Origin of the sequence: Archaeoglobus neptunius (genome assembly GCF_016757965.1) — an archaeon.
Lineage (GTDB): Archaea > Halobacteriota > Archaeoglobi > Archaeoglobales > Archaeoglobaceae > Archaeoglobus > Archaeoglobus neptunius.
This window is the reverse complement of the sequence record NZ_JAEKIW010000018.1, coordinates 1-23,353: the sequence shown is the minus strand read 5'-3', so window position 1 is coordinate 23,353 and position 23,353 is coordinate 1. Positions and strand designations below refer to the sequence as shown.

At 44.7% G+C, this 23,353-nt stretch carries 29 protein-coding genes and 2 tRNA genes; 12 read left to right on the top strand and 19 right to left on the bottom strand.

Features of this window, described 5'->3' with window-relative positions:
• Positions 1 to 54: 54 nt before the first annotated feature.
• Positions 55 to 561 carry a hypothetical protein gene (locus tag JFQ59_RS12215; RefSeq protein ID WP_202320788.1) on the top strand — a complete coding sequence of 169 codons (507 nt, stop codon included), beginning with the start codon at positions 55 to 57 and terminating at the stop codon, positions 559 to 561.
• 22 nt (positions 562 to 583) lie between these two features.
• Here the strand turns inward: JFQ59_RS12215 and JFQ59_RS12210 are convergent, their stop codons facing one another.
• Positions 584 to 1,666 (bottom strand): DNA topoisomerase IV subunit A, encoded by a 1,083-nt coding sequence (locus tag JFQ59_RS12210; protein ID WP_202320787.1) that lies wholly within the window; start codon positions 1,664 to 1,666, stop codon positions 584 to 586.
• Between the two features lie 73 nt (positions 1,667 to 1,739).
• Between JFQ59_RS12210 and JFQ59_RS12205 the strand changes: the two genes are divergently transcribed.
• Genes JFQ59_RS12205 through rpiA form a run of 3 tightly spaced genes read left to right on the top strand, consistent with a single transcriptional unit; the run spans position 1,740 to position 3,503 of the window.
• Entirely contained in the window at positions 1,740 to 2,084 is a 345-nt protein-coding gene (locus JFQ59_RS12205; RefSeq protein WP_202320786.1) for a hypothetical protein, read from the top strand.
• Entirely contained in the window at positions 2,081 to 2,866 is a 786-nt protein-coding gene (surE, locus tag JFQ59_RS12200) for a 5'/3'-nucleotidase SurE (RefSeq protein WP_202320785.1), read from the top strand. The genes JFQ59_RS12205 and surE overlap by 4 nt, the downstream gene beginning before the upstream one ends.
• Entirely contained in the window at positions 2,844 to 3,503 is a 660-nt protein-coding gene (gene rpiA / locus JFQ59_RS12195) for a ribose 5-phosphate isomerase A (protein ID WP_202320784.1), read from the top strand. The genes surE and rpiA overlap by 23 nt, the downstream gene beginning before the upstream one ends.
• Positions 3,504 to 3,515: 12 nt before the next feature.
• Here the strand turns inward: rpiA and JFQ59_RS12190 are convergent, their stop codons facing one another.
• The 4 genes from JFQ59_RS12190 to JFQ59_RS12175 all read right to left on the bottom strand — a co-directional run bounded on the left by JFQ59_RS12190 (position 3,516) and on the right by JFQ59_RS12175 (position 9,370).
• Entirely contained in the window at positions 3,516 to 4,574 is a 1,059-nt protein-coding gene (locus JFQ59_RS12190; protein WP_202320783.1) for a hypothetical protein, read from the bottom strand.
• Positions 4,556 to 5,746: a hypothetical protein gene (locus JFQ59_RS12185; RefSeq protein WP_202320782.1), complete on the bottom strand. Its 1,191-nt coding sequence runs from the start codon at positions 5,744 to 5,746 to the stop codon at positions 4,556 to 4,558. The genes JFQ59_RS12190 and JFQ59_RS12185 overlap by 19 nt, the downstream gene beginning before the upstream one ends.
• Positions 5,747 to 5,815: 69 nt before the next feature.
• The gene (locus JFQ59_RS12180) at positions 5,816 to 8,602 is read right to left on the bottom strand and encodes a PGF-CTERM sorting domain-containing protein (protein ID WP_202320781.1); all 2,787 of its coding nucleotides are present in this window, start codon (positions 8,600 to 8,602) and stop codon (positions 5,816 to 5,818) included.
• 537 nt (positions 8,603 to 9,139) lie between these two features.
• Entirely contained in the window at positions 9,140 to 9,370 is a 231-nt protein-coding gene (locus JFQ59_RS12175; RefSeq protein WP_202320780.1) for a hypothetical protein, read from the bottom strand.
• 160 nt (positions 9,371 to 9,530) lie between these two features.
• On the opposite strand from JFQ59_RS12175, the gene JFQ59_RS12170 reads away from it, so the two are divergent.
• The 4 genes from JFQ59_RS12170 (at position 9,531) to JFQ59_RS12155 (ending at position 12,150) form a co-directional block, all read left to right on the top strand.
• Complete coding sequence (locus JFQ59_RS12170; RefSeq protein WP_230972513.1) at positions 9,531 to 10,580, top strand: transposase; 1,050 nt, start codon at positions 9,531 to 9,533, stop codon at positions 10,578 to 10,580.
• A 428-nt stretch (positions 10,581 to 11,008) separates the two neighbouring features.
• The gene (locus JFQ59_RS12165) at positions 11,009 to 11,218 is read left to right on the top strand and encodes a UPF0175 family protein (protein WP_202320778.1); all 210 of its coding nucleotides are present in this window, start codon (positions 11,009 to 11,011) and stop codon (positions 11,216 to 11,218) included.
• A gap of 199 nt (positions 11,219 to 11,417) precedes the next feature.
• On the top strand, positions 11,418 to 11,687 hold the full coding sequence (locus JFQ59_RS12160; RefSeq protein WP_202320777.1) for a UPF0175 family protein: 270 nt from the start codon (positions 11,418 to 11,420) through the stop codon (positions 11,685 to 11,687).
• Positions 11,671 to 12,150: a DUF3368 domain-containing protein gene (locus JFQ59_RS12155; RefSeq protein ID WP_202320776.1), complete on the top strand. Its 480-nt coding sequence runs from the start codon at positions 11,671 to 11,673 to the stop codon at positions 12,148 to 12,150. Before JFQ59_RS12160 ends, JFQ59_RS12155 begins: the two co-directional genes overlap by 17 nt.
• Positions 12,151 to 12,246: 96 nt before the next feature.
• Here JFQ59_RS12155 and JFQ59_RS12150 read toward each other — a convergent pair whose 3' ends face one another.
• Positions 12,247 to 12,468, bottom strand: coding sequence for a hypothetical protein (locus JFQ59_RS12150; RefSeq protein WP_202320775.1), 222 nt, complete (start codon positions 12,466 to 12,468; stop codon positions 12,247 to 12,249).
• Positions 12,429 to 13,103 carry a hypothetical protein gene (locus JFQ59_RS12145; protein WP_202320774.1) on the bottom strand — a complete coding sequence of 225 codons (675 nt, stop codon included), beginning with the start codon at positions 13,101 to 13,103 and terminating at the stop codon, positions 12,429 to 12,431. Before JFQ59_RS12145 ends, JFQ59_RS12150 begins: the two co-directional genes overlap by 40 nt.
• Before the next feature lie 230 nt (positions 13,104 to 13,333).
• On the opposite strand from JFQ59_RS12145, the gene JFQ59_RS12140 reads away from it, so the two are divergent.
• Together JFQ59_RS12140 and JFQ59_RS12135 are read left to right on the top strand one after the other, a co-directional pair.
• The gene (locus tag JFQ59_RS12140; protein ID WP_202320773.1) at positions 13,334 to 13,564 is read left to right on the top strand and encodes a UPF0175 family protein; all 231 of its coding nucleotides are present in this window, start codon (positions 13,334 to 13,336) and stop codon (positions 13,562 to 13,564) included.
• 32 nt (positions 13,565 to 13,596) lie between these two features.
• Positions 13,597 to 13,989: a DUF3368 domain-containing protein gene (locus JFQ59_RS12135; protein ID WP_202320772.1), complete on the top strand. Its 393-nt coding sequence runs from the start codon at positions 13,597 to 13,599 to the stop codon at positions 13,987 to 13,989.
• A 161-nt stretch (positions 13,990 to 14,150) separates the two neighbouring features.
• Here JFQ59_RS12135 and JFQ59_RS12130 read toward each other — a convergent pair whose 3' ends face one another.
• The 11 genes from JFQ59_RS12130 to gltX all read right to left on the bottom strand — a co-directional run bounded on the left by JFQ59_RS12130 (position 14,151) and on the right by gltX (position 19,974).
• Positions 14,151 to 14,474: an SWIM zinc finger family protein gene (locus tag JFQ59_RS12130; RefSeq protein ID WP_202320771.1), complete on the bottom strand. Its 324-nt coding sequence runs from the start codon at positions 14,472 to 14,474 to the stop codon at positions 14,151 to 14,153.
• 5 nt (positions 14,475 to 14,479) lie between these two features.
• Entirely contained in the window at positions 14,480 to 14,764 is a 285-nt protein-coding gene (locus JFQ59_RS12125) for a hypothetical protein (RefSeq protein WP_202320770.1), read from the bottom strand.
• Positions 14,764 to 15,072, bottom strand: coding sequence for a hypothetical protein (locus JFQ59_RS12120; RefSeq protein WP_202320769.1), 309 nt, complete (start codon positions 15,070 to 15,072; stop codon positions 14,764 to 14,766). Before JFQ59_RS12120 ends, JFQ59_RS12125 begins: the two co-directional genes overlap by 1 nt.
• Before the next feature lie 163 nt (positions 15,073 to 15,235).
• A complete protein-coding gene (locus tag JFQ59_RS12505) occupies positions 15,236 to 16,219 on the bottom strand; it encodes an SHOCT domain-containing protein (protein ID WP_230972511.1) in 984 nt (327 codons plus the stop codon).
• 13 nt (positions 16,220 to 16,232) lie between these two features.
• Positions 16,233 to 16,439 (bottom strand): hypothetical protein, encoded by a 207-nt coding sequence (locus JFQ59_RS12110; protein ID WP_202320768.1) that lies wholly within the window; start codon positions 16,437 to 16,439, stop codon positions 16,233 to 16,235.
• Between the two features lie 255 nt (positions 16,440 to 16,694).
• Positions 16,695 to 16,958 (bottom strand): hypothetical protein, encoded by a 264-nt coding sequence (locus tag JFQ59_RS12105; protein ID WP_202320767.1) that lies wholly within the window; start codon positions 16,956 to 16,958, stop codon positions 16,695 to 16,697.
• 123 nt (positions 16,959 to 17,081) lie between these two features.
• Positions 17,082 to 17,405: a hypothetical protein gene (locus tag JFQ59_RS12100; protein ID WP_202320766.1), complete on the bottom strand. Its 324-nt coding sequence runs from the start codon at positions 17,403 to 17,405 to the stop codon at positions 17,082 to 17,084.
• On the bottom strand, positions 17,399 to 17,932 hold the full coding sequence (locus JFQ59_RS12095) for an AAA family ATPase (protein ID WP_202320765.1): 534 nt from the start codon (positions 17,930 to 17,932) through the stop codon (positions 17,399 to 17,401). Before JFQ59_RS12095 ends, JFQ59_RS12100 begins: the two co-directional genes overlap by 7 nt.
• Entirely contained in the window at positions 17,904 to 18,080 is a 177-nt protein-coding gene (locus JFQ59_RS12090) for a hypothetical protein (RefSeq protein WP_202320764.1), read from the bottom strand. The genes JFQ59_RS12095 and JFQ59_RS12090 overlap by 29 nt, the downstream gene beginning before the upstream one ends.
• A gap of 33 nt (positions 18,081 to 18,113) precedes the next feature.
• Positions 18,114 to 18,218, bottom strand: a tRNA-Asp gene (locus JFQ59_RS12085).
• Between the two features lie 55 nt (positions 18,219 to 18,273).
• Positions 18,274 to 19,974, bottom strand: coding sequence for a glutamate--tRNA ligase (gene gltX / locus JFQ59_RS12080; protein ID WP_407928356.1), 1,701 nt, complete (start codon positions 19,972 to 19,974; stop codon positions 18,274 to 18,276).
• Positions 19,975 to 20,001: 27 nt separating this feature from the next.
• Here gltX and JFQ59_RS12075 point away from each other — a divergent pair, with 27 nt between their 5' ends.
• Positions 20,002 to 21,168 carry a TIGR00529 family membrane protein gene (locus JFQ59_RS12075; RefSeq protein WP_202320762.1) on the top strand — a complete coding sequence of 389 codons (1,167 nt, stop codon included), beginning with the start codon at positions 20,002 to 20,004 and terminating at the stop codon, positions 21,166 to 21,168.
• Here the strand turns inward: JFQ59_RS12075 and JFQ59_RS12070 are convergent.
• Complete coding sequence (locus tag JFQ59_RS12070) at positions 21,160 to 22,821, bottom strand: long-chain fatty acid--CoA ligase (RefSeq protein ID WP_202320761.1); 1,662 nt, start codon at positions 22,819 to 22,821, stop codon at positions 21,160 to 21,162. The genes JFQ59_RS12075 and JFQ59_RS12070 overlap by 9 nt on opposite strands.
• An 89-nt stretch (positions 22,822 to 22,910) precedes the next feature.
• Here JFQ59_RS12070 and JFQ59_RS12065 point away from each other — a divergent pair.
• A tRNA-Asn gene (locus tag JFQ59_RS12065) sits at positions 22,911 to 22,983 on the top strand.
• Positions 22,984 to 23,353 lie beyond the last annotated feature (370 nt).

Below are 23,353 nucleotides of genomic sequence, written 5' to 3'. Positions count from 1 at the left end.
TTCGAAATGGAAAATTATAAATCTTCTGAAGATTAATACTTTTTAGGTGATTGAATGAAAAAAATTTACGTGCTGCTGGCTTTGCTTGCACTTGTTGTGGCATTTAGCGGGTGTTCCGGATCTGAAAGCGAATCCCCACAGGCAACTCCCGTTGCAACCACACCTGCCGAAACTCAGGAAAATACAGATCAGCAGAGTGAAAATCCGTATGATACTGCCACAGAGGCTGTTCTTAGTGGAGATGCAAAGCAACTGGATGACATGATAAGGCCAATACTGAACAAGATTTTCGGAGGGGCCAAGCCTGACTCATACTACGCCGGAACATCTTCCGGAGGAGTGGGAGTTACCGTACATTATGTGATCAAGAGACCTGTTAAGTCCGAAGATCTGAACCCGCTGAAAGATTCCATTGCGGCTCTAGGATTCGAAAACAATTTCGGTGGGATAAGCAACGGAGACTTCGGTTTCACATTCGTCAAAGACCAGAAGGAGACAATAATCATCGGTGGATCGCTTAACGAGCAGGATATTATTGTTACCTGGGGTAAATCCCAGTAACTCCAATTTTTTAATAAACAAATCAGATTACTCCAAGTTCTGAAAGTCTCTCAGGTAGATAGACATCTGTAACGTAATCCAGACCGTACTTTGCCAAAGCCTGCTGCTCTGATTTCTTATTTATTTCAAGCTGATAGCTGACCTCCTTTTTCCAGAACTCACTGTCAAATCTTGGATCTGTGAGAATTGACTTCAATGCCTTTATATCTTCATCGCTCAGCTTATCTGCCGGTAGATCATACCTGGTGATGTCTGTTGGCCTTATTCCAACAAACTGTGCAGCAGGAGTTGCGAGGTACTCCGACAGATGTGCAGACTTTATGCTACCATATGCTACACTGGCAAAAATCCTGTAGCTCCATGGATCACCATCGGTGAAAACAACGACCGGGAGATTGAGCTCGGTGTTCAGCCTCCTGAGCAGCCTTCTGGTGCTTCTTGCAGGCTGTCCTTTGAGGTGAACAATGATTGCGCTGTATTTCTCGTCAAAACCGTTTTCAACAAGCCTGTCCCTCATACCACCGGTTTCTATTGCTATCACAAATCTTGCATCGTGATCCACGAAATCAATTTTGTCGACATTGACGGGTATCTGATAACCGCCTTCACCAACATCATCCTGACAGTGTATTTCCCTCACGCCCCTTCTGGTTTCCTCCCTTACCCTCAGGGGACCGATGACCGTGGCTCCATCCTCTTCAGGGCGAATGTGAAAATGCTCCCTCTGAAAGTTCGTCAGTATCTCGAGGTCCTCAACAAGCCTGTCGCTTTCCGATTGCTCCTCAAACTTCGCAGCATCCCATCCCTCGGAGATGTAGTAGAGCTCTCTCAGAGTGGATGACTTGTTCAGATTAAGCTGTTCCTTGAGAAAGCCTATAACGTACGTCATCTTGAGAATTCTGTACGCCCCCTTAACCGTTTTTGCAGATCTGATTGATTTTCTGCTGCCGTAAACCCACACCTCACTCTCCTCGTTGAACTCTATGTTATGCTTGGTCCTTGTCGCAATCTCAATCTCAGGTATCCTGCCGGCCTTCATCTGATCATAAATATTCTGCACGATGCCGATCAGAGAAAGCAAGCACTGTCTCTCAATATCCTTCATCAGAAAAATTGATACTTCAAAATTTAAATCTGTATCGCAATGAATTTATAACCTCTTCAACAGGAAATTTACGATGCTGTACATCAACACATTTCTGGACAGGTTAGGGGAGCTTGTCAGAGGAGAGAAAAACATTGAACTTGCAGGAGAGCTGACCGACCAGAAGAGAATTGTGGATATGTTCAGAAGAGATTGTGAAGAAATCCTCGAGCTTTATAAAAACGGTAAAGCCAGTCATGATGAGGTGAGAAAGAATCTTCATCTGCTCAAAACGTATGTCGTTTCACAGCTTTCGCTTCACTTCGAGAAGGTTAAGGAGCTGGCAAAAAGCAAGGGTATTGAAATCAACGCCAACCTGGAGCCTGAGGTTGTAAACGAGATTGCTCTTTACATTGACAAAATTGAGAAGGAGCTATGAAGATTCTGCTGACAAACGATGATGGGCTTTATTCAGCCGGATTGAAAGCTGCATATGACGCACTAAAAGAGCTTGGAGACGTTTTTGTTGTCGCTCCCGCAATGCAGAGGAGCGGTGTGGGAAGGAGCCTTTCGATCATGGAGCCCATAAGAGTTTCTGAGGTCAGTGTAAACGGAATGAGAGTTTACGCGGTAGATGGCACCCCAACGGATTCAGTGATAATTGGAATGTATGAGATAATTGGGGATATACCGGACTTAACCGTAAGTGGAATAAATCTTGGTGAGAACCTATCAACAGAGGCTGCAACGACATCCGGAACGGTATGTGCTGCCCTTGAGGCTGCAACTCACGGCAGCAAGGCGATAGCAGTTTCACTGCAGATGCCGGACGTGAGCAAATTCGAGCTAACGAGCCGTTCAGACTTCACCTTTGCGTCCAGAGTCCTGAGGGACATAGCAAGAGTTGTGGCTGAAAAGGGGCTGCCAGAGGGTACAGATCTGCTTAACATAAATGTCCCTGCAAATCCAAACGGTAAAATTGCCGTGACGAGGCTTGCACGGAGAATGTACAACGTAAGCGTTGAGAGAAGACTGGATCCCAGAGGAAGGGAGTACTACTGGATCCACGGAATGGAGATTGAAGACGCCGGAAATGGAACAGACATCCACGCTTTGAGGCAGGGATATGTATCAATTACACCCCTCACCATTGATCTAACAGCAAGGGTGGATTTTGTTAAAATTGAAAGGTGGTTTGATGGTATCGGGTGGGAAGTTTAATGCGGCTAAACTTGCCCTTGAAGTCGTCAGGGATGGGATGGTGCTGGGAATAGGAAGCGGATCAACGGTGGAAATTTTTCTCAATCTGCTGGGAGAAAGGATAAGAAGAGAAGAGATGGAGATTTACGGTGTTCCAACATCCTATCAGTCCTACTTTACCGCTCTGAGGAACGGAATTAAAATTGTTGATCTGGAGTATGAGCCGGAGGTGTGCATTGACGGGGCAGATCAGGTCGATGCCAAGATGAACTGCATCAAGGGCGGTGGTGGTGCACTGACCAGGGAGAAGATCGTTGCATCTGCCAGCAAAAAGGTTGTGATAATTGTGGACGAAAGCAAGCTGGTTGAAAAACTGTCCATGCCTGTGCCAGTTGAAGTGCTGCCTTTCGGTTATCCCTATGTCGTAAAAAAGCTCCATGATATGGGATGCAGCGAAATCAGACTCAGACACGGGAGCGGTAAGGTGGGACCTGTAATAACGGACAACGGGAACTTCGTCCTGGACTGCAACTTTGGAGTCCTAGAAGATGAGAGAGTTGAAAGGCTGGAAGAGAAGATAAAAACGGTCAGAGGAGTTCTGGAGAATGGAATTTTTCCAAAAAAAATCATTGATAGAGTTATTGTCGGAAAAGGTTAACTTTCAGGCTACCTACCACTTATCCCTCCTTCTCGTGCTTACGAAAACCACAACCGCAATAACAGCAAGCGCTATAACACCACCAAGCATCGCAAGGGTTATCCAGTCAATCTCCGGGGAGCTTTTCTCCTTTATTGAGTCTTTCAGAACCTCAACACCTGCTTTCAAAGAGGTGAGGGATTTTTCTATGCTATCGATTTCATTTCCAGCCGTGCTGAACCTTCCCTGCAGGATGAGTCGTTCAACACGGTCAATCCTATCTTCAATCTCCTTCTTCTTTTGCGATAGATTCTGCCACTGGCTGAACACATCTTCATAATTCTTTATTCTATCCCCTTCGTTTTCGAGCATATACTGTACCAAAAACAGATCCTTGCTAATATCGGTAAGCTCATTTTTTAGATCGCTCACTCTCGACTCATAATCGGCCTTTTTGCTGCTGTAGTAACACTTGTTGACCGCATCCTCAATATCCCTGAGATATTCCTCTGCTTTCGTGTATTTTCCATCGTTGTAAAGAAGTTTTGCCTCCATAAGCTTTTTCTCATCCACACACTCAGCTTTTTCGAATTTTTTAAGATCAGAATAGAACTTCTGCTTGTTAACAACCGCAGTTTCAGAATCAATCAGCTCATCCTTTCCCAGAACTCCGAGAACGGTTACATTTTTTAGCCTATAATCAACCACCGGGATATACCCGTAGACAGTTATTTTCATCCAGTCTATGCCATCATCACTTTCCGGAACATAGAACTTCAGCCTTGTGCCGTTGTCATCGGAAATGTATTCATCAGAAGGTGACGGATAAAGAACCTTCTTTCCATCCTTGTACTCCACAATCACAATTACAGCCGAAGAGTCGAGCTGAGTGTAAACCGTGTATTCCTGACCGTCCGCCAGCTTGGCATCTGAGGAAGAGTGGGGGGTGATAGTGCACGTGAAATACAGATATTCGCCCCCGAAATAGTAGTTATTAAAATTCCTGTCGCAGTTGTAGTCAAAATCGAGAGCATATACCTTGGAAAAAGTCAGAAGGAGGAGAATGAAAATGATCAGCGGAGTTCGTCCCATTTACCTCTCCCCCTTCTTCTGATTATGAACGCAGCGACCACAACAGCAACCGCCGCTCCAGTAACAGCCGCAACGTACAGCGGGGATACTGGAAGAGAGAGCTGAAAGCTTGGCAGGCCAAATCCCCCTTCCTCAGGTTTCTCGTTTTCAACTTTATTCCTGAGCTCGTTTACGTCATTGAGGAGCTTTTCGGCTTTCGGTTTTAATTCGGTAAGCTTTTCGTAGGCCTGAGAGTACTTTCCTTCGTTTATCATCTGTTTCGCATCGTCGAACTCACCTTTCAACTCATCATACCTGCTGTTCAACTCTGCATAGGTTTCGACGTAAATGCTGTAATTTTTGCTGTTGGCAATCTTGTTAAGGGCGACCTGCGTCACGCTGAGGTTGAGATACGCTTCGTTCAGGATGCTGTCCACGTAATCCCTCTCAGCCTCTGCCTTCAACCTGTCTGCCTGGGATGAAACGCTTTCCAGCTTATTTTCCGCCTGCGTTATTTTACCGTCGGCCTCAAGGTACTTGCCATCATTCACAAGATTCTGCGCCTCATCGAGTAAGCTGTAAATCTCATCAAAATCCGACTCATTGTAGGATACGCCTGCTTTTTTAAGTTCAGCCTTCAGGTTATCCGCATCTGTTCTTATCTTCTGTATGTCCTCGGAGAATTTCTGTGTATTTACGACCTTAACCGTGAGTGGTGGCAAGACGTTACTATCTGCTTCTTCAACACTTACGTTTACAATGACGACGTTTTCCAGTCTGCTATCAATGTCCGGAAGTTTTCCGGATACGTTGACCTCGATGCTCCTCACACCCTTTCTCTGCTCATCGAGATAGAAGTACTTGACATCAATTTTGACTTCACTACCCGAAAAATCCTCTGTCCAGCTCCCCAGATAATAATTTATTGAAATCGTCCATTTGGCATCTTCCAATGACGTTTTGAAGGTGTATGTTCTTGGATTGTCCTTTTCCCCACCAATAAGCTCCATATCGCTGTCAGTTTTAGGTGTAATTTTATACGTGGCCGTAATACTATCTCCGGGCAGATAGTAGCTTTTCTCCGGAGTGAGTGACGTGTCCGGCTGATCGAAATTGTTGGACGTGAGGTGTTCAAGTGCCAGCACTGGCTGAATGAGCATTACAAGTCCCAGTATCAACAGAACTTTTCTCATAATAGGCCTAAGAGGTCTTAGCTTAAAAACCTATCTATTTCAAAAATAAAAAAGTTGAAATTTGAAATTTTATCGTCTTCTCAGCAGGTAGGCGACTGCCAGCAGACCGGCTATGGCGAACACTGCCTCAAAGCCAGGTATGCCGCCCTGACCACCTGCAGTGGTGGTTGTAACAGCAGCGGTGGTTGTGGTTGTTGCAACTGTGGTGGTTGTCGGGACTGCGGTTGTGGTTGTCGGGACTGCGGTTGTGGTTGTCGGGACTGCGGTTGTGGTTGTTGGAGCTGTCTCGAGGAGCTGGATTGTTTTGACTACGAGGAGGTCATCCTGTGCGTTGTAAATCTTGGCAATTGCTTCTGCCGGATCGAGGTTGTACAGATTCTCAGGAACGTAAAGCTCATCATGGTCTTTGTCCCATGTACCAGCCGTATCTCTTACATAGAACTTGTAAGTTCCGGCTGCTAGTCCAACAGTCTCAAAAGTAACGGTTCCAACACCTTTACTGTTAAGGGTAACTTTCTGCACTGACTTATAGTTAGTTCCAACCATTGTGACCCAGATGTGGTCGTAGCCGGACTTGCCCTCTCTGTTGGTTGAAACGGTAACCTTAATCTGGTCCCCAACAACCGGCTGCGTGGGTTCTATTGTCACATCGAGCGTCTGGGGGACAATCTCAATTAGAGAGTCCTTTGTATCAACAACATCCCCACCAAGGCTGCTGACAAACTTAAGCTTAGCTGTAAATACATACAGGCCAGGTTCAAGTGTATCCCCAGTCTCTTCAGCGTATTTCTTAAAGTCCAATGTGAAGTTAACATAACCATTTGAATCTGGATGACCAAGATCTGAACCAAGCTGGAAGTCGCTCGGATCAGCTTTAACGTTGCTACCTTCAAGTTTGAATGTGACTATGACGTTATTTTTGTCACCAGGTGCGGTTAGTATGCTAACTTCAACTGCACCTTGATAAGGAATCTTGCTTGGAATCTCAACTGATTCAATTCTCGGATCTGTAACTACAATTGCCACAATTGCTTGGGTGTCGGATGCTTTGTCTATTCTGTTAGCTTGTTTACCATCTGCAGTAACGTTGGACGGAGCATAGAAGTACAGATAGTATGTTCCCGGCGACACATCACCATAGGCTGTTGAGGTCACCTGCACATCTACCTTGAAGTCAAGATTGTCGTTAGAATCAGGATACACCCTAGAGGTATTAAGCTCATCTGGTGTATCTAGGACTGTATCGCTTGGCAACTCTGCAACCCAAGTGTTACCTATCTTGAACACACCTTTATCGCTTGCATATACATACACAACGCTCGCCGATGTTGAACCAGTAAACCTAACACTCTCACCCCTTACAGCAGTTGTCTTCTCAGCGGTTATGTTTAACGTCTGTTTAACAACTGTTACCCTAACTTCATCACTAACGCCAAGGCCTGGAATCTCCGCCGTAAACTTGTAGTCTGTTAAATCTGCCGTTGGACTGACATCAAGCTTAATTACAACATTTCCAAGAGCATCAACATAATACGTCTTCTCTGCAACGCAGTCGGGATCACCTGAACAGAAACTCTTGTTATTTTCAATCTTGAATACCACTGGACTATTTATTTTGAGGTTCGTATCAATCGTAAACGTGACTGTATCTCCTCTCGTTACAGTGTACTTGTCAGCAGTAAGTGTCACTTCTGGCTTAACAAGCTCAAATACTGCAGTTTCCTCATCCCCCAAAGCACCCGAGGTTATCTTAACCGTGACCTTGTAATATCCGAGGTTTTCTGCACCAAAGTTGTCAATCTTGAATCTGAACTTGCCACTGTCATCGATGTAAGACTTTGCTGCGCTACCCTTTACACTGTCAGGAGTTGTTGCATTGAATATCACCTTCCCAGACAGGTCAGTTATTGTAAGATACGCCATGTTTTCCGGATTTGTAGTTGTGGCGTTATCCGAATCTGACCCACTCTTCGCGAGATTGGTTGTTCCCTCGATCACGAGATCTGTACCATTCACGTGCTGAGATGGCACGGTCAAACTTGTTATCTTAGGCTTAACGACTTGGAAGGTTGCAACAGCTTCGGATCTGTTTGCTCCACTACCCACATCTATCTTAGCGACGTAAACGCCTTCCGGTACACCTTTCGGTATTGGCACCCACCATTCATCATCTCCACACGCTTTATCCAGCTGCTTTGTAGGAGTTGTATTGTAGCAAAGATACGCAGCAGTTCCGTATGTTCCCGGATAAGCCCCTGTGGTATTGATGAGCAACGCTGAACCGGTAACAAAGACCTTAATCGGACTGACATCGGCTGTAGTTGAAAGTGTCGCTTTCACTTTTATGTAATCTCCAATTGCTACTGAGCTTTTGTCAACACTTATGCTAACATAAGGTTTCTCTGCGGTAGTGCTCTCCACCGTGAAACCCACGAACGTGAAATGACTGCTGTCGTTAAACACCAGAACCACATAGTCTGCCGGGTACAGTTTATTCTCCACAGTATCAATTGTATACGGCGTAGTTTTACCCGCTTCTGGAATTATATCGCTCCATTTGCTGTTACTCAAGGCTTTATTTGTTTGTATGGTACTTCCACTCAAAACATCGTTTTTAAATGTTTCATTGTCAAGAATGACTATGAATCTGCTTCCATACTTCGCCGAATCGGCATAACCTGCACTTATAGTTATATCAAAAGCCTCGCCGTAGGTCACTTTCTTGGGAACTTCCAAGTTGAGTATCTTCAAGGCGTCGTACGATGTAGAGTTCGTGGTTGCAGCTGCTGCCATTGGAATCCCTGATATCACTAAAAGCGCCGCCATTATTACGCCTATTAATCCTACTCTTTTCATACTTCTCTACCTCCTTTTCTCACTTTTCATCTCACCTTCCACTATATAAATTCTCCCATTTTTATGGCGGCGGGAAGCTACAGCATCAGCTAACCCGCCGCCACCGTAATTTAATGTTCGCCACATATATTTAAAGCTTTTGCTTATGAGAGGGAGAAATATCATGATCGAATGGGTGTGGTGGTTGGGCTGAGGAAATAACTGCAATTCAGTAAACCCCTTTGAGAATAAAAATAGCAAATTGAATTCACCAAGCCACTTCGCCACAACTTCCAGAAAGGCGGCCAATTTGAGAAATTTCCCCAACCCTGTTTCCGTTTATGGGAGGGCAGCTTGAGAGAAGGCTCAAACGTCTGATCTGAGTATCAAGAACCACACATTAAAGTCAACACTCACGTTCATGTTACTATATAATGTATTAAATACAAATTCATCATTCATAAAACCCTAAAATCAGGCAAAGATTTTGTCCTCCAGCTTCCCAACTCTCCTCACCAGACCCTCAATTATTTCCTACCTCGATCTCATGGCTGCGATCTATGATTTTAGCTCTCCCAGCTCCCTCGTGTTCTCCTCTATTCTTCTGTTTGTCTCATCCACCCTTGCCGTCAGTTCTTCCCTTACAGCATCGATCTTGGCATCAAGGCTGTTTATCATCCACCCTACTCCCTCCTCAGCAGTCATGCAGTCGCAGTTCTCAATGCACGGCAAAGCCTCTCCAACCCTCTTTGTTCTCATAACAACCTTTAGAGTCTCTTTTTTAACCACACTCTTATAATAATTATACGAGCTTCATTAATTTTATAGAAAACTAACACATAATTTCATGAGAATGTAGATGTGAATTAAACCTCAAACAAAAAAACAAAGAATATAAACAGAAAAATTTAAAAACAAAACGTTTATATCAATTTACTGGGTGATTGGAATGAGGGCACCTGTCATACCGGATCTCAGAGACCAGAAATTCAAGATCTTGAAGAAAGCGGTTAAAAAACTTGAAAAAGACGGAATAAAAGAAGCTATGGAAAGGAATGGAATAACACCAGTTGATGAAGCAGTTATTATGCTGAAAATCCTGATATCATCCTTATTCTTTAGATTAGAACTTTCATACTTCGTCGAAGAGCTAAATAGAAGGAATAAGCTGAGAAAACTTCTTAATATATCTGAGGTTCCAGATATTAAAGAGGTGTACGATTTCATGTCCAAAATGGAAGAAGAACAATTTAGAAAAGCGGTGGAGCAGATTATCAACTCTTTGTTTGGTAAAATTGGCAAAAGGTGCTTTAAAATCATTATGGACATTTCAGGAATCGACTTGGATTTAAACAAGCAGAAGAACAGGAAACCAAATGAAGGACTCAAGGATAGAGACTACAAATGGGGATTTGATGGCAATAAGTTTTTCATTGGTTTCAAATTAGCTTTTGCAATAGATTATAAGACGAAAAGGCCACTTTTATTTTTAATCTTTCCTGCAAATATTCATGATAGCCAGATCTTTGAAGATGTTCTTGAAAACCTGAAAAAGAAAGGTTTTCTGAGACCGAAGACGATTGTGATGGCTGACAAGGGTTTCTGCTCCTATTACAACTACAATGTTGCCTTAAAGAAATACAGGATTGTTCCAGTAATCTGGTTGAAGGAGAACATGAGCATAAGCAAGCTGTTGAGCTTGATCTCAACACCTCTGACTTATTTCCTTGAGAATAGGATGAAGGAGTTGGCATTCTTCAAAAAGCTTGTAAAAATTCTTATTCATCATTTGAAGAGAGAAGATGAGCTTAAAGCTGAGAGATCGGAAGTAGAAGACTTGTTTAAGTTGGGGAAATGTGGTTTGTTTATGGACAAAATACACAGGTTTACGAAGAGATCTGTAGCTAAATTCGTTTATGCTAACGTACTTCTTATTGCAATACTCGTGAGACTGGGATTTAGAGAAAAGAAGGTGTTGCAGAGGCTGGCTGAGTGGTGAGTTTGCAGACACCCTAAACAACCTTCTTACCTCTCACAGCAACCTGCTTCTCAACTCCCCTAACAGCGAGCTTTCTGAATTTCCTGCATTTCCTGCATCTGCTTAACAGATGTTTGATCTGACGGAGGTGGTGCTCTGAGTCACAAGCGTGTAGGAAAGCGGAGCGAGCGTGCCCGGCTTATGTGCTTTTCAGGGCTGCCCCCGCTGCAAAGGGTGGTGGGTGGGGCGTAGTGATTCAGGCAGCCCGTTCCCTTTCGCTTTAATTTAAAGAAAGAAGGGAGAAAAGCCAATATGCCGGGATGCGAAAGCAAGCGAGCGGAGCGTAAAAGCGGTAGAAGAAACCTTAATATTCTTCCAATCCCAGTAATATCTGTGATTGCAAAATTAATGAACTTGCAGAACTGCTCGGTGTAAGCAAAGATGAGGCGTTGAATCTTGCAATAAAAGAGGGAATTAAAGAGCTCAGATTACGGAAAGCCATCGAGCTATATGTAACTGGAAAGAAGAGCATGAAACAGGCTGCAAGAATTGCAGGGGTTAGTTTGGCTGAGTGGTTCGAGATTGCCAGAGAGAGAGGACTCCTCGTTCAGATAAATCCGGAGGAGATAGAAGAGGGGTTGAATGTATTGAGTGATTGAACGATTCTGAATTCGAGTTATTGGCAACATACCTTTTACACTCATTCCCCGCTTTTGATTTCAGAAGACCAGTAGAGGGATAAAAGCCAGATTCTGAGAGGGAAGCTTACATAAAACTTCAAATTCTGGATGTTCAGACTCAAAAGAGCTTACATCCCAACAGGCCAATATTCTTATATTTAAACAATGTAAGAGACTCATGGGATTGAAGATAGAGATACCTGTTGAAATAGCGAAATCAATAAAGCTACCAGAAAGCGAGGTGGAAGAGAGAATAAGAAGGGAGCTGGCAGTAAGGTTATACGAGAAGGGTTTACTTGGATTTGGAAAAGCGAGAGAGCTTGCAGGAATGACAAAATGGGAATTCCACGAGCTGCTGGCAAAGGAGAAGGTTGTGAGGAGATACGATCTTGAAGAACTTGAGAAGGATGAAAAGGTCGTGAGGGAGCTGATTGAAGGTAGTTGCTGATTCTTCCGTTCTCATAAATCTGTGCAAAATTTCGAGGCTCGACCTTCTCAAGCATTTTGAAGTTTTAATTCCTGAAGCTGTCTGGAGAGAGGTTGTTGAAGAGGGAAAAGGAAGAGCAGGCGTGGAAGAAGTCAAAAAAGCAGGATTTGAGGTTAGAAAGATAACAAATTTAAAGCTGTACAATCTGCTGAGAGTTTACCTTGATGCTGGGGAGAGTGAAGCTATAACGCTTGCATCAGAAGTAGATGCCTTCGTTTTGCTTGATGAGAAGGACGCAAGAAATCTTGCGGAGAAGCTTGGACTCAAGGTTATGGGAACCGTTGGTTTACTGCTATGGGCGAAGAAGATGGGCTACATAGGGAGTCTGAAAAAGGAGTTGGATACGCTGATGGATTCCGGTTTTTGGCTTAGCGGAGACGTTTACAGGAAAGCTTTGAGTATTGCGAATGAGGAGTCTGAATGAGTGGTAGTTGAGTCGTTAATCCGTTCGTTTTGTCGCTACATCTTCAATCGAATTTAGCAGTTGTGGCGTCATAAATCTGATTGCTGTGTAGCGCAATTACACATCAATGCCCCAGTATTTCTGTGCTATATTCCCATCATCTCCCGTGGCTGTTCTCTCAACAACGAACTCAACAACCCCCTCAACCCTCGAAAAGACTTTGAAAAGCTCTGTAAATCCGTAACTCTCGATATACTCCTTCACGTTACCCAGCGGGATTCTGTGTCCCAGCAAACAGGCTATGACGGCAGCACTGAACTCAGCAACAACCTCCTGCAACGGAATCTGACCGGCATGAACACCGTGAAGGTAATCGTCGACTGCATGGCAGAGTTCATGCAAGAAGACAATGAGTTCTGGAGAAGCAGTCTGATGACCTTGCTCTGGATGCTGTAACATCCATAAAATCTCTTGAAGGATTTTGTTTCTACCCTCAATCCGAGTTCATCGATTATTCCCTGAAATTCGCATGGGACTTCGAAGTCAAACTTCTCTTCTGGCAGTGGCTCACCCTCAGTATCCTCATAGCGGAAAACAGGGATGGATTTGAAGCTGACGAGCTTTTCAACGAGTACTGTTTCATCTACTTCAATTTCTTCTTCCTCCACAATCACAATTTTCCTGACTCTAACAGGAACTTTCTTTCTTACAGGAGCGAGGATGTAGAATGCCTTTGCACCCTTTTTAACTCTCCTGCCAACCTTTTGCCATTGCCTGAATCCTCTCGCATCTGCTGTGTCGTTCATGAACATGATGAGGCGGTTGAAGAAGCTCCAGCTGTCTGATGGCTTTCCGTTTCCCTTAAACACAGCCAAGACAACCTTCTCCGGGTTTGTTTCGAAGGCTTTCAGCACAGTTTCCATCGCTTCTCTGATTCTGCTCTTTTTACCCAGTTTAGATTCAGCATCTGACATTCCAAAACCTCCTCAGCGGAAAAGCCCGCTTCACTGGAGGTTGGCGGGCTGGGTTGAGAAAGATGTATTAATGTAGGAATGTCAATGGGAAATCGTGTAACTTCCAGACTTCTTGGATACTCTCAGTCAGAAGACGTACCCTTCAAGACCTCAACCACTTGTGGTTTCGAGCTTCTTTAACAAATACGATCCTAAGAAAGACTTAATAAAGAGAGGGGCGAGTTCAATTTATGCCAACCCTCACAGTGGATGTTCCAATAGATCTCTCACAGAAGGATCTGAAGATTGCCCTTGCTGTGCAGCTTTACAGAGAGGGAAAGCTAACATTAAAACAGGCGGCAGAACTTGCAGATTTCTGCGTTGAGGATTTCATGAAAATACTCAGCGAGAAAAAAGTGAGTGTGATAAACTGGGATGAAGAGGAGCTTGATAAGGAGTTAAAACATGCAGATAGTCTCTGACACCTCTCCTCTGATAATCCTGAAAAAGTGTGATGCAATTTTTAATACCACCCTCTGTCCGGGATGAGCTGTTCAAAAAGGAGAGGGACTGCTTCTCGAAAATGGATTTTCTCATACCTGAAGAGGTGAAAGATGAGCGTTTGGTTAAGGCTTTGTCAATTATCGTGGACAGAGGTGAAGCAGAAGCAATCGCCCTGTCGCTTGAGAGAAATCTTGTTCTGCTCATTGACGACCTGAAGGGCAGAAAAGTTGCTGAAAGGATGGGTGTGGGGCATATTGGAACGCTCGGACTCTTGAAAATCGCCAAGAATAATGGGGTAATTGATGAGATAAAGCCATACATTCTGAAATTTCTGGAATCTGGTTATTATATTGATCAAAGACTAATCGAGAAGTTCCTGAGCGATGTGGGAGAGGCGCTTTGAATTTTATTTTGGACCTGTTGAGTGTTTTACAGTCCACCATCTATCGTCACTCACAAACTCGATAAGAATGGAGGATCAACAAAAGCCAGTCTTCCTGGCTTAATCAGCCTTATGGTTATCTCGCCCATTGCTCTTTCTTGATTAAAAAAGATAAAAAATATTTAAAGACTTTCTTTCGGAAGCCTTACCCTCCCATTCACCTCCACCTCAACAGCCCTCTGCATCTCCATTGCGGCTACAAAGACCGCCTCGATGTGCTTGCATGCGTAATCTGAGCTATTTCTCCTGAAATCAGGGCAGGTGCAGATCCATCTTTCGTTGTCCCACTTCACTGTGTACTGCCTGGTTGTACCGGTTGAGGAGTTGAGGCTGAGAACGCTGAACACGCCATTAACCTTTGTGACGAGCATCCTGTATTTCCTGCTGTTACTGCTATTACTATCGCCTTTATCCAGCTTATCAGCCCTTTTGAATTCTGAAGACATTGAAATCACCACTCCTCCAGATAACCATGAATCTCCCTAACCCTTTCCATTTCCTCATCGCTGAAATGCAGAATCAGCTCATCATCGAGCCATGAAGCGTAAATCCTTCCGTTCGTTAAAAGCCATACGTGTGGGTCAGAGAATAAAAGGAGGGAGAAGTGAGAAGTTTCCCATCCCTCAACTGTCATTCTCTGGATTCTGCGGATCTCTATGGCTGAGTCTATGATTCTGATGCCTTCGCTGATAACCCTGCTCTTCATCTCCCCAGCAGCATCGTAAAGCTCCTTCATCAAACCACCCCTATCCCGTTTCTCTCGAAGATCTCCCTGTCAGCTTTGAGAATTCTGAGTCTTGCCTTCAGCATTGCCATTTCCTCTATCTCTTTCCTCACCTCCTCCTCGAATTCCGCAACGGCTTTTTCAGCAGCTTTGATGCTGTTGAAGAAGCAGAAGAGGATTGCTGAAGCTCCATTTTCACTCAGAACCGTGTAGAAGCTCACAGGAATCACACCTGTCGTTTCTGTGTAAAGCTCCCCTTTCAGCCTCTCTCTGACTATCTTCTCAACAACCCTCTCAACCAAGCCCTTTCTATTCCACAACTACTTCATACCAGACTCCCTTCCTCATTCAACCACCTCCACAAGTTCGTAGAGAGGCTTGTGGAGGTGACGGGATTGGAAATCAATGGCCTAACATAGATTACAAGGAAATAATCTAAAACCGACACACTGATAACTGTTTCAAAAATTGGGTTCAACAAAATTATAGCATATCTAACAGTTCCCTCTTTTTTTCTTCAAACTCTTCATTAGTGAGTATCCCTGCGTCGTATAATTCTTTCAATTTCTTCAGCTTCTCAAAAACGTCAAGGGCTTCGGAACTCTGTTTAGTTTCCTTCAATTCCTTTGATTTCTGCTTTTTTATCTCTACTAGCTTTTCATAAAGGAGCTTTGCCCATTCCTCTGTTTTGTCTCTGACTAACCCTTTGATCTGAAATCTGGGGGCATGTTTTATTCCATGCTCATCCATGTAAGGTATTACTAGCAAACTCAAGTTTCCTTCTTTTGATAAAAACCCTCCTCCAAAGCCCATTCCAATAGGTATTGGTGATAACGGCACTCCTACTCCTCCACCACCTCCAATTACACTTGCTTTGCCTGAATCCTTCTCCTCAAAACGAACATAATCAACTAAAATATTTTCGAGCGGAATTATTATCCGCCACTTTCTTGTTGTGAATTCTATCCTGTCATCAAACAAAGCCAGTCTGCCAACAATCCCTGTTTTCGTTGTACCACCTATGTCAAAAAATCTACCTGACTTCAACGGATATTTGAAATGCCCACCGAAGTAAGTAGCAGCGTCTTCTTTTATTGGTATCAAATCGTGCTCGTTAATTTTTTCGTTAATGATCTCTATTTTATTAGTCAAATACTTTAGGAAGTTGATTATAGAGAGCACGTTCTCCTTATTTTTACCAAAGTCCATTCGTTCTCCAGATTTGCTGAGGATGTAGACCTTAGTTTTCTGCGGATCAACTTTTTTCATTCTGATAGTGATGACCTCTCCCCACGTTTTAAGACTGATACCTGATTTTGAGCATATTATTGCCCTTTTATCATCTTTGTACGTTTCTGTGACCTTCCATTTTTTGTTGGAGGATACAAACTGCAAACACCTATCGTACAAAGATTGGAGGGGTATGTTTACTATACATACTCCATACTCCTTCTTCCCGAGTATCATAACTCACATCTCCTTAAACCTCCTCAATTCTTGTAACCCTTTCGTGAGCCCAGAGATCAATTTTGTAGCCTGTTCTTGCCCAGTAGCTAGGCTTGACAGGTCTTATAATTCTAATCATTTCAGATTCTCTCTCTACAAGTTCAACGTTACGCTTATTTCCGCTGCTACCCCAAACAACGAGTGTAGCTGTCGTTTCTTCGTCTTTAATCTTAACTCTCACAAAGATGTTTCCGCGTTGAGTTACCCCTCTCTCTCTTCTACGCCCAACAACTCAACCTCCAAGTAGAATTCATTGTTTCCTTTTTCGAGTTCTCGAAGTCCTTCTCGCAAACTTAGTTTTTGCAACCTCATTAAAAAATGAAGATTTTTGACAAATTTCAAACTTTCGGGAACGTGCGTTACAGAGGCAAACAGTCTAAAAGTTACGCTGAGGATCTAATGGATAGAATTTCATAATTATATAAATTTTTTAAAATCAATTCTTTCTGATCTCCCTGAAAAGCGATGACCTCAGGAAGTAGATCAGGATGAAGAACGCATAGACGGGAGCATATTCAACGCCAAGGCGGTAGGCAATGATTATCCCGAATCCGATCATGATGACCAGCAGAACCGGGAATAGAGTTACGGAATCAGATTCAAGTTTCAGGCTTCCCGACTCAAAGCCGAACTCCTGCAGGAAATCCAACAATCTCGAATTTCTCAAAGCCTTCCTCTCATCTCTAACCCCAACATACACCTTCTGCAGCTTTCCTGCGTTGATCAGCTCTCTGAGGAAGACGAGTGTCTGAGGAGAAGCATTTTGCTCAAAGTTCTCGATTTGATGTTAACCAGATTCCCGTGGTGAGACGAAAGTGAAAAATCACTTCCACTCATACTTCCCCCTCGTTGCCCCAAGCTCCTCTGCCATAACCTGCATCTCTTTCCATCTCCTCTCTATCCACGCTTTCAGATTCTCCATTGCAGTCTTTCCAAATCCTTCAACCTTCTTATCATTCCACCTCGCCATCTCTGCAATTTCGCAGATGATGATGCGATCATCTGCCAGACCATAGAGGGTTAGTTTCAGAAAGGCTACCTCACCAGCAGCTCCTCCGGTTCTGGCTTCGAGTTCGTAGTGGATGCCGTAATTGCGGTTTATCCTGGCAAGGAATTCGTCAGCACTGCCAACAACTTCGATCAGCATGAGAAAACCTCTTCAATCACTTTGACTGCAATCCGAACCCTCTTCTTTGGTGGAAATGCTGGAAGGTGGCAGACTGGGATGTGTTGGGGTAGAAGTCTTCGAATTATCTGATGCTCTATCCTGCTACTGTTGTCACCTTCAATGGGCTCGCAGTAGAGGATTAAATCGTACTGCCTTTGCCTCTCCCTCTCTTCAAGAATCCTCATGTATCTCTTCAGAAGCTGTAAATCGTCGTGGTAGAACAATGCAAAGAAGAGGTCGTCGTAGATCGTTCTGTCCACGATTACAATCTCATGGCTCTGCAAAGCCTCATCCTCCCTCCTTATCTGCTCCTCCAGAACTTCAAGCTGGAATCGGGTTGCATCGTAAGCCCTTATCTCCGCAAGGCTCATTTCCTTCTCCTTTTTCCATACTCCTGCCACATAACTTGCAACCTCTCCCACTACGCATGCATCCATCTCAGCTCCGAGTAGTGATGCGAGGGTAGTTTTTCCGCTGTTAGAACTGCCCGATATTCCTATCAGCATGGTTTACCTCCTTAAGCCTTTCTACCACAAAAACCAGAACAAGTGTCTCTGCCCTCTCTTTCTCTGCAACGATCTCTGGCAGCTGTTTTATCCAGTTATGGAGCTCCGATGGTTCAATGCTCTCAATTGCATCCCTCGCTTTCTCCAAATCCTCTCCCAAACCTGACATCAGAAGAAAAAGCGCCCGGGCCGGGATTTGAACCCGAGTCGCGGGCTTTCTACGGGCTTTCGTCTTCTCACCACCCTCGACAGGCCCGCATGATAGGCCGGACTACACCACCCGGGCTTCTGAAAAGGCTAAGGCTTGTGAGATTTTTAAGGGTTTTGGTGGTGAACAAAGACTACGGATGTGTGTATATCGCTGAAATTTTCTCTCCCGCCTTCTCGATCCTGCAGAATGCAAACCTCTCGAACTGCACAACCTTCCCCACATCACTTGCAACTCCCCTCTCCACAAGCCCATCCCTACTCTCCTCTCCCGAAACCTCGCAGGGAACCGCCTCGCTCTCTGGAAGCCAGTGGATTATGTTCTTCCCCTTTTTAACCTCTCCGAGTTCAAAGCCTCTGAACTCTGCCCTCTCATCAAGAACAACGTTGCAGAAGTCCTTGAGCCTTACAATCTGTCCCCTCAACCTCTCAAAGTCATCCTTGGTAACATACACAATCCTCTCTCCCCTGAGCTTCCTCCTAGTTCCCTCTGATGGGTTGAGCGGGAGTTCAACCTCGATTTCATCGGGCAAGCCTTCTATTTCCACCCTGACAGGCTGCCATACAAAGAAGTACCGGTTGGCCTTGCGATCAACAATTTTTCTGTTCTCTGCATAGAGATTTTTCAGACTTACCGATACATCGTTCTCGCCAACACCGAGAGATATGAAAAACCTCCTTATTGCCTCCGCCTCAAACCCCCTCCTCCTGAAAGCCCTTATCGTGGGTAATCTCGGGTCATCCCATCCCTCATACTTCCCGCTTTCAATGTCTTTCCTGAGTGACGATGTAGATAACTTTCCGAACTCGAAAATCTTAACCCTGCCCCAGTGTTTTGTCAGAGGATACTCCCACCCCAGATACCGGTAAATGAACCTCTGCCTTCTTTCGGAGTCTATCAGATCCTTCCCCCTGATGATATGTGTAATTCCACACAGATGGTCCTCGATGGCTGATTCAAAATCGAGAGTTGGATAAACCACGTATGAATCCCCGGTAAGCGGATGAGATTCCTTTATTATCCTGAAGGCAACCCAGTCCCTCAATGCCGGATCTTTGTGCTTCATATCTGTCTTTATTCTGAGCACGACCTCCCCTTCCTCGTATTCGCCATCGAGCATACTCTCCCATATCTCAAGAGCTTTTCCAGGGTCAACATTTCTGTGCGGACATTCCACACCTACATCCCTGTACCCTTTGAATTCTCTTTGGCTGCAGAAGCAGGTATACGCCTTTCCCATCTCAATGAGCTTCCTGGCATAATCATAGTATATGGGAATCCTTTTGGATGCGTAGATAACCTCGTCCGGCCTGTATCCGAGCCACTCTATATCCTCCAGATACCACTCATATGCCTCAAGCATCGGCCTCTTCGTCCTGGGATCGGTGTCATCAAATCGGATGATGAATCTGCCATCGTACATCTTTGCATATTCCCCGTTGACTATTATTCCCCTCGCAGAGCCGAGTGTAGGAGGACCATTTGGATTGGGGGCAAAGCGCATGACCACCCTTCCTTTCTCGGCCTTCTCCAGTGGTGGGAGACCTGCTTTCCGCTCTTCTTTTCTGCCACCTTCATCAACGCTGTATTTCTGAATTAACCTGCTCCGATCCTCCTCATTCAGGCTCTCAAATTCTTCTATGCACTGCCTTACAATTTCAAGAACTTCTCTGGCCCTGCCTCTCAAATCCGGACTCTCTGCGATCACCTTCCCCATAACAGCTTTTTCATTAGCTTTACCGTATTTCGCTGCATTCTGAACGACGTATTTCATTATCAGCTCTTTCACACAATGAGGATCGGGAGGGGTAATATAAAAGTTAACATGAAAAATTAAATACCCATATTTTCTGCCAGAAATATGGATCAAACCCTCGCCTTAGTTGTCTCTATCGTCCTTGTTCTGATCCTGATCAGAAAGCTCAACATTGGAATATCGCTTTTTGTGGGTTCTGCTGTGCTGAGCTATCTTCTCTTTGGCTTTTACGGGTTTGAAGTCATGCTCAATGCCCTGGTCAGTCTCCAGACGATTAAAATAGTCATCATCGTAATTCTGGCCTTCACACTGGGTTATGCCATGGAGTACTTTGGGATGCTTGGAGAGATTGCAGAAAGTCTTTCAGAATCAATAGGGGCGTACAGCTTCATCCTGATACCTTTGCTTATCGGTCTGCTACCAATGCCAGGGGGTGCCTTGATATCTGCCGTTATGCTTGGTCCACTCGTGAAAAAATACGCCCTGTCTCCCGAAAAAGCTACCCTGCTGAACTACTGGTTCAGGCACATCTGGGTAACGTTCTGGCCCCTTTATCCAAGCATTATTATCGGCTCAGCCGTCCTTAATACCGATCTCTTCAAATTTGCCTCCGCAACCTTTCCGATCTCGATCTTCGCAGTCATCTCCGGACTTCTACTAACCAGAGGGATGGAGAGAAAATTCAGAATTGGCAAAGACACCGCAAAAGCCCTTCTTAACCTCTACCCTGTTGCAATCCTGATCCTGCTTACGGTGGCCATGAAGATTGACCTGCTCGTGTCTCTTCTGGTTTCCATAGCGGCAGTTTCAATCCACAGAAGAGCAAAAATACGGGATTTCGAAAAAATTATGAAAAAAACGGTGGACAGAAAAATAATAATTCTCGTTTTCGCCGTAATGGTATTCAAATCAGTAATTGAGGTGAGCGGCGCAGCCGAGAGTCTTTTTACGGACATTTCCCTTGAGTTCCCTGCACCAATAGCTGCATTCATACTCACCCTGACGGTCGGCTTTGCAACGGGCATTGAAATGAGCTACTCCTCAATCGCTCTGCCCCTTCTAACCTCATTCACAGGTGTTGGCAACATCATTCCTCACAATCTGATGCTCGTCATAGCCGCTGGCTACATCGGAGTCATGCTTTCTCCTTTGCACCTCTGCTACGTTCTGACCGCCGAGTATTTCGGGACTGAAGTTAGCCGGACCTACAGACAGCTATTCGTCATTGCATTTATCACGGCAATGCTGGTGTGGATTCTGTATCTACTCTGACTTCATGTAGTAATCCTTGTACATATCTCTCAACATTCTCTTGCTGAATTTTCCAACGCTCGTTTTCGGTATTTCATCTGTGATGATGATGTCATCCGGTAACTGCCACTTCGCAAACCTCTGCTTGAGGTGATCGTAAAGCTCCTCCTTTGTTATGCTGTCCCGGTATTCAGACTTCGGCACAACAAATGCAAGTGGCCTTTCCTCCCATTTCGGATGGGGTATCCCAACGACACATGCTTCAAAGACCTTTGGATGGGCCATCAGGTAATTTTCAAGGTCCACACTGCTTATCCACTCCCCACCGCTCTTTATGAGGTCCTTGAAGCGATCCACTATCTTAATATATCCGTTTTCATCTACCGTGGCTGCATCGCCGCTCTTCCACCACTTCAAAACACCATCCTCAAGGAAAGATTCGAAAGTCCTTGGATCCTTGTAGTAGCTGCCCGTAATCCAGTGACCCCTTATACACAGCTCGCCAATGGCCTTCCCATCTCTGGGCAAGACGTTGCCCTCATCATCAGCCAGCATCACCTCAACACCAAACACCGGAACTCCCTGCTTCCTCTTCAACTCCCACAGCTCATCCTGGCTGAGTGTTTTCTCGAGACCGGGTTTGACGAAATTGTAGCATACAAGAGGTGAGGTTTCGGTAGCGCCATAGGCATGCACGATATCTATTCCGAACTCCTTCAATCCCTTCATCATCGCCAACGGTGGTTCGGTAGCACCACTCCAGGCCCTTATATTGAATTTCGGTTTCGGATCCATCTTCTGGAGGTAGTTCAGCAACGGAATGAAGATTGCTGGAGCACCAGCCGTGGCCGTTACACCCTCCTTCTGCATCAAATCCACAACCGGAGCAAGGTTATCTACCGCATACCTTCCCGGAAATACCAGTTTGCTGCCCACAATTGTTGCACCGAAAAATACCCCCCAGCCGTTTGCATGAAACATCGGAACTATCTGCATGTACACATCTTCCGGCTTTAGCCCCATACTCAGTGCTGCGATCATTGAATGCAGAACCATCGACCTGTGGGAGTAATAAACACCCTTCGGATTCCCCGTTGTTCCCGATGTGTAGCATGCGGCATAGGCAGAGGTCTCATCAACCATCGGAAAATCGTAGCTATCATCAGAATTCTCCAAAAGCTCCTCGTAGCTGTAAACGTTCGGCAACTTCGTATCGGGCAGATCTCCATCAGTCATCACAACGTACTTTTCAGCTTTTATAGACGGAGCAATTGCTTCGGCCAGCGGAATCAGAGATTCGTCAACAAATATAACCTTCGCTCCACTGTGGTTTGCAACGTACGCAATTTCTTTTGGATGCAGTCTGAGATTCATTTCCAGCAGCACTGCGCCAATCCCAGATACTCCAAAGAAGAGTTCGTAAAAACGATGGGTGTTCCAGCTCAAAACTCCAACTCTATCCCCGACATCAACACCTATGCTCTCAAGAGCGTTAGCGAGCTTCGAAACCCTCTTGAAGGCCTCACCGTAGTTGTACCTGAAAACACTCCCATCTAGGTTCCTTGAAACCACCTCCCTCTCGGGAAAGTTCGTCGCTGCATGTCTCAGGATGTTTATCATGTTTAGCTGGTAGTCATCCATCATTGTAGACGGAAATCCCCTAACAAAACGCATTCTATCACCAATTTTAGTAAAAGTAAACGATTATTTAAAATTAACTCGCTAGGACAAAGTTTAAATTCAATGCTGCCAAGAAGTGCTGAGCCGCCGTAGCTTAGCTGGTAGAGCGTCCGGCTGTTAACCGGACGGTCGCAGGTTCGAATCCTGCCGGCGGCGCTTGGTGGGATTCGAGCTTTTCTTTTTCCATTCAGGATTCTGCAGCTTTACGAAAGATAATCAATTTAATGCAAAAGTCGGAAGAGGAAAACTTTTCCCGGAAACAAAACTGTTCTGTAAGTTTAGAACCGTTTGAACAGAACTGGCGGTGGAAAATCAATTTTAACGTTGATAATTTTTGGCAATACTTTTCCGAAAAATTTAAATAGTTAAAATCAAGACCACATTTTAAGGTGATAAAAAATGTTCAGAGGAGTTGACTTCTACAACGTTGACGAGCTTTTGAGTGACGAGGACAGGCTTGTGAGGAGTGCTGTCAGAGAGTTTCTGGAGAAGGAAATTGTTCCGCTCATTGTCGATGCGTGGCACG